Here is a 7,859-nt window from a genome sequence, read left to right as displayed (position 1 = left end):
GACCAGCAGCAGCTGGGCGAGGTAGACGGCCAGCTGGGGCCGTCGACCGGGTGCGGGGTCAGCCATCGGCGTGCCCGCCGGGCGGGGTGAGGGTCTCGGCGGCCGCGATCGCGCCCAGCACCGCGCGGGCTTTGTTGGTGGCCTCGGTGTACTCGTAGGGGCCGTTGGAGTCGGCGACCACCCCGCCGCCGGCCTGCACGTAGGCGGTGCCGTCGCGCATCAACGCGGTGCGGATCGCGATCGCGAAATCGGCGTTGCCGGCGAAGTCCAGGTAGCCGACCACGCCCCCGTACAGCCCGCGCCGGGTCTTCTCGACTTCCTCGATGAGCTCCATGGCCCGCACCTTGGGCGCCCCGGACAGGGTGCCGGCCGGGAAACAGGCGGTCACCGCGTCCAACGCGGTGCGGTCCTCGGCGAGCATGCCGGTCACCGTGGACACCAGGTGCATGACGTGGCTGTAGCGCTCGATGTGGCTGTAGTCCTCGACGCGCACCGTGCCCGGCACGCACACCCGGCCCAGGTCGTTGCGGCCCAGGTCGACCAGCATCAGGTGCTCGGCGCGCTCCTTGTCGTCGGCCAGCAGCTCCTTTTCCAGCAGCTGGTCCTCTTCCTCGGTCTTCCCGCGCCACCGGGTGCCGGCGATCGGGTGGGTGGTCGCCCACCCGTCCTGCACGGTGACCAGCGCCTCCGGGCTGGATCCGACGATGGAAAACGCCCGCGACCCGTCGCCGGCGGGGACCTGCAGCAGGTACATGTACGGGCTGGGGTTGGACACCCGCAGCATCCGGTACACGTCAATCGGGTCGACGGCGGTGTCCATCTCGAACCGCTGCGACGGCACCACCTGGAACGCCTCACCGGCCTCGATTTCGCCCACCAGACGCTCCACGATCGCCCCGTACTCCTCGACGGTGCGTTGCGCCCGGTGCCGCGGCTCGGGGCGGCTGAAGGTGGCCACCGTCGACGGCAGCGGCTGGCCCAGCGCCGCGGTCATCACGTCCAGCCGGGCCACCGCGTCGTCGTAGGCCTCATCGACGCGCTCGTCGGTGCCGTTCCAGTTCACCGCGTTGGCGATCAGGGTGATGGTGCCCTCGTGGTGGTCGACCGCCGCGACGTCGGTGGCCAGCAGCAGCAGCATGTCGGGCAGGCCCAGATCGTCGACGGTCAGCTCCGGCAGCCGCTCCAGGCGGCGCACCAGGTCGTAGCTGAAGAACCCGACCATCCCGCCCGACAGCGGCGGCAGCCCGTGCGGGGCGCCGGTCGCCAACAGCGCCAGCGTGGCGCGCAGCGCCTGGAGGGGGTCCCCGCCGGCCGGGGCGTCTTGCGGCACTGTGCCCAGCCAGACCGCTTGACCGTCGCGCACCGTCAACGCCGACGGCGCCCCCGCACCGATGAACGACCACCGCGACCAGGACCGGCCGTTTTCGGCCGATTCCAGCAGGAAGGTGCCCGGCCGGTTGCCGGCGAGCTTGCGGTAGGCCGACAACGGCGTCTCGGCATCGGCCAACACCTTGCGGGTCACCGGAACCACCCGGTGCTCGGCGGCCAGCGCCCGGAAGTCCTCCCGGGAGGTCGTTACTGCGAGGGTGGCGTCGTGCACGCGTACATCTTCCCAGACCCGCGGACGGGCACCGGCGTAGCGTGACGGCCATGAAAACTGGTGACACCGTGGCCGACTTCGAGCTTCCCGACCAGACCGGCACACCGCGCCGGCTCAGCGCCCTCCTCGCCGACGGGCCGGTGGTGCTGTTTTTCTACCCGGCGGCGATGACGCCGGGCTGCACCAAGGAGGCCTGCCACTTCCGGGATTTGGCGTCCGAGTTCGCCGCGGTCGGCGCGCAACGGGTCGGGATCAGCGCCGATGCGGTGGCCAAGCAGGCCAAGTTCGCCGACCAGCAGGGCTTCGACTACCCGCTGCTGTCGGATACCGACGGCACGGTCGCCGCGCAGTTCGGCGTCAAGCGCGGCCTGCTCGGCAAGCTGATGCCGGTCAAGCGGACCACGTTCGTCATCGACACCGACCGCACGGTGCTCGACGTCATCGCCAGCGAATTCTCCATGGACACCCACGCCGACAAGGCGCTGGCCACGCTGCGGGCCCGCTCGGCGTCCTAGCCGCGTCCCGCCGTTCCGGTAGCATCGCTGGGGTGGGCAGTCCCAGGGCCGCGGAACATCCGCGGCCGGACCATGTCATCGCGCACCTCAGCGACACCCATCTGATTGCCGGCGACGGCGAGCTGTACGGCGACGTCGACGCGGAAGCCCGATTATCCGAGCTGCTGGACCGGCTGGCGGGCTCCCAGGCGCGCCCGGACGCCTTGGTGTTCACCGGGGATCTCGCCGACACCGGCCAGCCGGACGCCTACCGCGCGCTGCGCGAATTGGTCGAACCGCTGGCCGATCGCCTTGGCGCCGAGCTCATCTGGGTGATGGGTAACCACGACGACCGGGCCGCGCTGCGCGAGCACCTGTTGGGTGAGGCGCCGACGATGGCCCCGATGGACCGGGTGCACGAGGTCGCCGGGCTGCGGATCGTGGTGTTGGACACCTCGGTGCCCGGCCACCACCACGGACAGCTCACCGCGCAGCAGTTGGAGTGGCTGGCCGCGCAGCTGGCCGAGCCCGCCCCGTTCGGCACCATTCTGGCCATGCACCACCCGCCGGTGCCCAGCGTGCAGGACCTTGCCGCGCTGGTGGAACTGCGCGACCAGGCTGCGCTGGCCGAGGTGCTGGACGGCACCGATGTGCGCAGCATCCTGGCCGGGCATCTGCACTACTCCACCACCGCCACCTTCGCCGGCATCCCCGTCTCGGTGGCGTCGGCGACCTGCTACACCCAGGACCTGTTGAGCGCCGGGACCCGGGGCCGCGACGGCGCGCAGGCGTTCAACCTGGTGCACTGCTACCCGGACACCGTGGTGCACACCGTGGTTCCGTTGGCCGCCGGGCCCACGGTGGGGCGGTTCGTCCCGCCGACGGCGGTGGACCGGGAGCTGGCCGACGCCCGGGTGAGCATCCTGCCGGCCGCCCGCATCCCGCGCGTCGCCCAGCAGCCCTCCCGGGCGTAGCGGGGCCGCCGCTCACTCGTCGGCGGCGACCCGCTCCCACGGCGCCGGCACCGGGAAGTAGCTGTCCAGGAACGCGCCGACCACCCGGGCCCGTTCGGCGGCGTCGACCTCGGGGAAACTGCCATCGTTGAGGCAGAAGAAGTCGAACTTGCGCTTCTTCAGCAGCCCCGGCAGTTTCGCCAGCCCCGAGCGCAGCGTGGTGTCCACGTACAGCATCTTGGCGGCCTCCTGCTGCACCGCGCGCCCGCTCATCAAGGCGTAGTAGTGGTACAGCGAGTTGGTCACCGAGATGTCGGTGCTGGCCCGGAACCGGCTCGCCTGGGTGCGGGCGAAGTCCACGGGGAACTCGGCCTCGAGCTCGTGCAGCACGCTCTTGCGCAGCGGTGCCGCGGTGTGCTCCAGGTGACGGGTGATGATCTTGCCGAACTTCTCCCACAGCAGCTGCCGGTTGACCCGCGCCGCGTTCTCGAAGCCGCTGCGCTCGGGGTGGTTGGTGCCCAGCCCGATCCGGGTGCCGGCCTCGATGAACTTCGTCACCCCACCGGGCGAGAAAAACATCGCCGGTGACAGCGGCCGACCGAAGAACATGTCGTCGTTGGAGTACAGGAAATGCTCGGCGAGGCCGGGAATGTGGTGCAGCTGGGTCTCCACCGCGTGGCTGTTGTACACCGGCAGCGCGCTGCGGTCGGTGAAGTGCTCCTTGGCCCGCACGATGGTGACCTTGGGGTGCGGCGCCAGCCACGACGGCACCGGCGAATCGGTCGCGATGAAGATGCGGCGCACCCACGGCGCGAAGGCGTGCACCGACCGCAGCGCGTAGCGCAGCTCGTCGATCTGGCGGATCCGCGCGTCGGCGTCGTCGCCCTCGCCGACAACGTGGTTCGCCATCACGGCGGCCCGCCGCGCGCGGAACTCCGGGTCGTTGCCGTCGACCCAGGAGAACACCATGTCGATGTCGAACGTGATATCACCGGCGTGCGGCGTGAACATCCCGGCGATCGTCGGCCAGGTGTGGCCGTGCAGATCAACCGTGGTGTGCACGATGTCGCTGAGCGGCAACACCTTCCGGGTCAACGAGTTCTCGATCGGGCAGATGGCCTGCTGGCCGTCGAACACCCAAAACTGCAACTCCACCCCCGCCGAGGCGCCGTACCGCAGCCCCGACCGCGGGCATTCGCGGCGACGGAACACCCGCAGCAGCCGCGGGTCCGGGGCCACCGACAGCAGCCCGTCGGCCAGATACACCGAGCGGCGCCCGGTCCCGTCGTAAACCTTGGCCCGCAACGGCATTTCCAGGCAGGCGGCCATCAACACCTCGGCCACCCGGGCGCGCAGGGCGATGTCCACGACGAGCGCGGGACGTCCGTCGGCGCCGCGGATGAGCAGAAACGGGATACCTGCCGCGTCGAGTTCGGCGCGCAGGAACACCAGGTCGGCCGCCATCGCCTCATACGGGGTCAGGCGCAGCCCATGGGTTGAGCCAACAACGGGAGCTTCGATCATGCTGGTCACGGGTCCACCTGCCTTCCACACGCGACATCGGTCAAGGGTGCACAACGAGGGATCCCGCGGAGCGGTCGAGCGGCGACGGTGCCCTCACACGTTGAGCTTCGGCACTGGGCGACGTATCCCCGTACAGCCGGGAAGCCACTTGGGATCACCCCTTAAGCCGGGGAGATCTGTCCTGATCTTGGGCGTCTCTCGACGTCGTCAGATCAGTGGCCTGTGTTCATCCAGGAGCCTCGCCTAACGAGGTGCATCCGCGAGGGTACACCGTTTTGCGGACTCGGCAACTCGAGTTATTCCGGGCGGCCCTGTCGTCCGAGCAGCTCACCCGGGCGGTCCCAGCCGACCCCGAACCGGTCGAAATCGCCGTCGTAGGAAACGATCCCGGCACGATGCTCCACGGCCAGCGCCGCCAAATGGGCGTCGTTGACCAGGTTTCCCCCGCTCCCCGCCCGACCCAGCATCGTGGTGAAGACCTCGACGTGCCGGGCCGTGGGGTTCACCAGCACCGCACTCGGCGCGGCCAGCCAGTCCGCAAGCCGTTCAGCCGCTTCCGCGGGGCGCAGCGGATCGGGGAACAAGCCCTCCTTGGTGGACAGCCGGGTGAAGGCCAGCAACGGCACCCAGGCGAAGCCAACGCGATCCGCCCCGGACAGCGCGCCATCCAACCAGCGCCGCGAGGCATTGTGGTGCTCGGCGGCTGTGTTCACGGCGTACAGCAGCACGTTGGCGTCGACGATCCTCATGGGCGTTATGCACCGCGACGCTGCCGGCGGATCAGCTCCTCATCCTCCAGGTCGGCCGCAAGTTGCAGGGCCCGGTCGAGGTTGACCGTGGGTACACCCAGGTTGGCCGTGCGGGTGGTGAACCGCCGCGGCTCCGCGCGTCCCGCCGCGCCATCGCGAATGGCGTCGTTGAGCGCCTGCTTGAACGACACCTGGCGCTCGGCCATCCGACGCCGCACCAACTGTTCGACGTCATCGTCCAACGTCACCGTCGTCCGCATCCGTGACAGCATAGCATCAAATATTTTGACAGCATGCTGTCAGATGCCCTACGAGGGCTCGGGGACGCCGCGCGGGCCGGCGCCCACCGCATCGGCCAGCAGCTGCAGCAGCCCGGACAACCCGGGCGCCCGGAGCAGCCAGCCCAGCACGGCGTAGCCCAGCGACACGTGGGCCAGCGCCGCACCCACCGCCCGGATGCCCGCCAGCACCGTCCCGTCCGCCGCCTCGTACCGGATGCGGCGCAGCTGCCCGGGATGGTGCTCCGCCGCGACCACCCGCAGCGCCGCCGGCCGACGGGCGGCCAACCAGGAACCCACGTCGCGGCACGGCTCGCACGACGCCGCGACGTACAGCCGCGCGGCGGGCTGCTGCGGGCAGGGGTGCCAGCGCGGCAACCAATCGCGCACCGCACGGCGATAGGCGATCCAGTCGTCCCCGAAGCGGCCCCGCAGGTGCTCGCGTTCGCTCCAACCGGCGATCCCCCCGCTGAACACCGCGGCGATCCCGGCCGCCAACACCAGCGCCGGTTCGCCGAACACCGCCGCGGCGATCAGCAACAGGGCGACCCCGGAGACCTGCATGGGGTTGGCGAGGTAGGCGTACGGCCCGCCGGTCACCAATGCCGGCGGCGGATCCCACGGGAACGGGGTGCCACCGTGGTGCACGAAGTCGGCCACGGCCCGCAGCGCGATGATCGCGACCACGGCGCCGGCTTGGATCCATAGCATGTCCCAGGGCCCGCCGACACGGTGCCACTCCTCAGCCCAGCCGGTCCCGGTCAGCGCGAACGTCATTGTGGGACACACGAACAGGACCACCGCGGCGAACAACACGACCTGCAGCGTGGCGCGTACCCGCAGCATCCGCCGGTGCGCGGTCGCGACACCGAGCACCACGCCGGGCAGCAGGCAGACCGCCACCGCCAGCGCCTCACCCCACCACCAGTTCGGCCGCAGCACCACCAGCGGTTGCAGGCTGTCCATGGCCAGCACATCCGCGGCGAGCAGGACCGCCACCGGCACAACCGGTGTCACCCACGGCATCATCAACACCGGCACCGCACCCCACAGCACCGCCCAGCCGACGATCACATCGACGGGCACGCCCGCCCACATCGATCCGACGGTGCCGAAGGCCCACCACCCGAGCTGGACGGCGGCGGCGTTCACGGCAAGCAGCCCAACGACATTCCACAGCGCCGCCAGAAACGCTGCACCACGTAGCCGCGCCGTCGGCGCCGACAACCAGAGCCCACCGGCCAGCACCGCGGGGGCGACCGCGGCGAGCCCGCGCAGCTGGCTGACGTCCAAACCGGTTGTCATGACCCCAAATCGAGGGCGTCGAGCAGGTAGGCCGCCGCCCGTTGGGCCACCACGCGTTCGATCGGGCCGAAATACCAGGCCGGCGCGAGCCGCCGGGTGTACCGCAACGCCCAACTGATGGCGGTGTGGCCGGGGTCCACCGAATGCCAGCTGATGTCGACCGACCGCCAGGTCAGCCAGGTCGCCAACGGCGTGGTGTCGGACACCAGCCGCATCCGCACCGAGTTCGGACCGCGTTCGACGACTTCGAACTCCACCTGGGACGGCGCTTCTCCCCAATGGTGCGCGGCGATGAACGACGGCCGGTGGTGGGCGCCGTCGAACAGGACGGTGCGCCGGTCCCCCACCGCGAGCCCGCTGCCGTGGTCCATCCGGGGCCGCGGAAAGCCGAGCGCCAACACGCCGGTGGGTGCGACCTGGGCGAAACGCAGCGGCCGGGACAGCGCCGCAATCACCTCGTCCGGCGTCGCCGCCACGGTGCGGTGCGCCGCCACCGCGGTGTCTCCGGGGAGGGTGACGGCGGGCGCCACGCCCTCGGCCGACAGGGCCAGCGCGACGACCGGAAGCACCACGATGCGGGCCACCCCGCCGCCGCGGCGCCGCAACCGATCCACCAGCCACGCCACGATGATCCCGACGCCGTAGAACAACGGCGCCGCGATCAGCACGCAGATGAAGCCCTCGCCGAGCACCGGGATGGCCAGCAACAGCAGGATGGTGATCGCCTTGATCGTCATCCCGATCGCGCGGCCGGACGGCGCCGACAAGGTGAGGATCAGCGCGAGCACGGTGGGAATCCCGATATAGAACGCCGCGGTCTGGCCCAGCCCGACGCCCTTGACGAGCTTGAACAGCACCAGGCCCACCACGAACGCGACGATCAGGCCCGCCAGCGACCACTGCGCGGCACCGGGCCGGTAGCGCCGCGGCGCCTCCGGAACCCCCTCGCCCTGCAT

Annotated in this window: 8 protein-coding genes and 1 riboswitch; of the genes, 2 read left to right on the top strand and 6 right to left on the bottom strand. The window is 70.7% G+C overall.

Annotation, left to right across the window (positions count from 1 at the left end; all coding sequences use genetic code 11):
* Positions 1-58 precede the first annotated feature (58 nt).
* The gene (locus BKN37_RS11475) at positions 59-1,600 is read right to left on the bottom strand and encodes an anthranilate synthase component I (protein WP_071025759.1); all 1,542 of its coding nucleotides are present in this window, start codon (positions 1,598-1,600) and stop codon (positions 59-61) included.
* A gap of 50 nt (positions 1,601-1,650) precedes the next feature.
* Here BKN37_RS11475 and BKN37_RS11470 point away from each other — a divergent pair, with 50 nt between their 5' ends.
* Positions 1,651-2,115: a peroxiredoxin gene (locus tag BKN37_RS11470; protein ID WP_071025757.1), complete on the top strand. Its 465-nt coding sequence runs from the start codon at positions 1,651-1,653 to the stop codon at positions 2,113-2,115.
* Positions 2,116-2,147: 32 nt separating this feature from the next.
* The gene (locus BKN37_RS11465; RefSeq protein WP_071025753.1) at positions 2,148-3,068 is read left to right on the top strand and encodes a phosphodiesterase; all 921 of its coding nucleotides are present in this window, start codon (positions 2,148-2,150) and stop codon (positions 3,066-3,068) included.
* Between the two features lie 12 nt (positions 3,069-3,080).
* Here BKN37_RS11465 and BKN37_RS11460 read toward each other — a convergent pair whose 3' ends face one another.
* From BKN37_RS11460 to BKN37_RS11440, 5 genes are all read right to left on the bottom strand, one after another.
* Positions 3,081-4,571 carry a stealth family protein gene (locus BKN37_RS11460; protein WP_071025790.1) on the bottom strand — a complete coding sequence of 497 codons (1,491 nt, stop codon included), beginning with the start codon at positions 4,569-4,571 and terminating at the stop codon, positions 3,081-3,083.
* Between the two features lie 85 nt (positions 4,572-4,656).
* Positions 4,657-4,829, bottom strand: a riboswitch (M-box (ykoK) riboswitch).
* Between the two features lie 38 nt (positions 4,830-4,867).
* Positions 4,868-5,320, bottom strand: a complete 453-nt coding sequence (locus BKN37_RS11455) for a type II toxin-antitoxin system VapC family toxin (RefSeq protein ID WP_071025750.1) — start codon at positions 5,318-5,320, stop codon at positions 4,868-4,870.
* A gap of 5 nt (positions 5,321-5,325) precedes the next feature.
* Complete coding sequence (locus BKN37_RS11450; protein WP_071025788.1) at positions 5,326-5,580, bottom strand: antitoxin; 255 nt, start codon at positions 5,578-5,580, stop codon at positions 5,326-5,328.
* A 48-nt stretch (positions 5,581-5,628) separates the two neighbouring features.
* Positions 5,629-6,903: a methyltransferase family protein gene (locus BKN37_RS11445; RefSeq protein ID WP_071025746.1), complete on the bottom strand. Its 1,275-nt coding sequence runs from the start codon at positions 6,901-6,903 to the stop codon at positions 5,629-5,631.
* Complete coding sequence (locus BKN37_RS11440) at positions 6,900-7,859, bottom strand: hypothetical protein (RefSeq protein ID WP_242657212.1); 960 nt, start codon at positions 7,857-7,859, stop codon at positions 6,900-6,902. The genes BKN37_RS11445 and BKN37_RS11440 overlap by 4 nt, the downstream gene beginning before the upstream one ends.

The sequence above is a fragment of the Mycobacterium talmoniae genome (assembly GCF_001854525.1).
Classification (GTDB): domain Bacteria; phylum Actinomycetota; class Actinomycetes; order Mycobacteriales; family Mycobacteriaceae; genus Mycobacterium; species Mycobacterium talmoniae.
The sequence above is the reverse complement of the archived record's forward strand: the minus strand, read 5'-3'. Positions and strand labels throughout refer to the sequence as shown.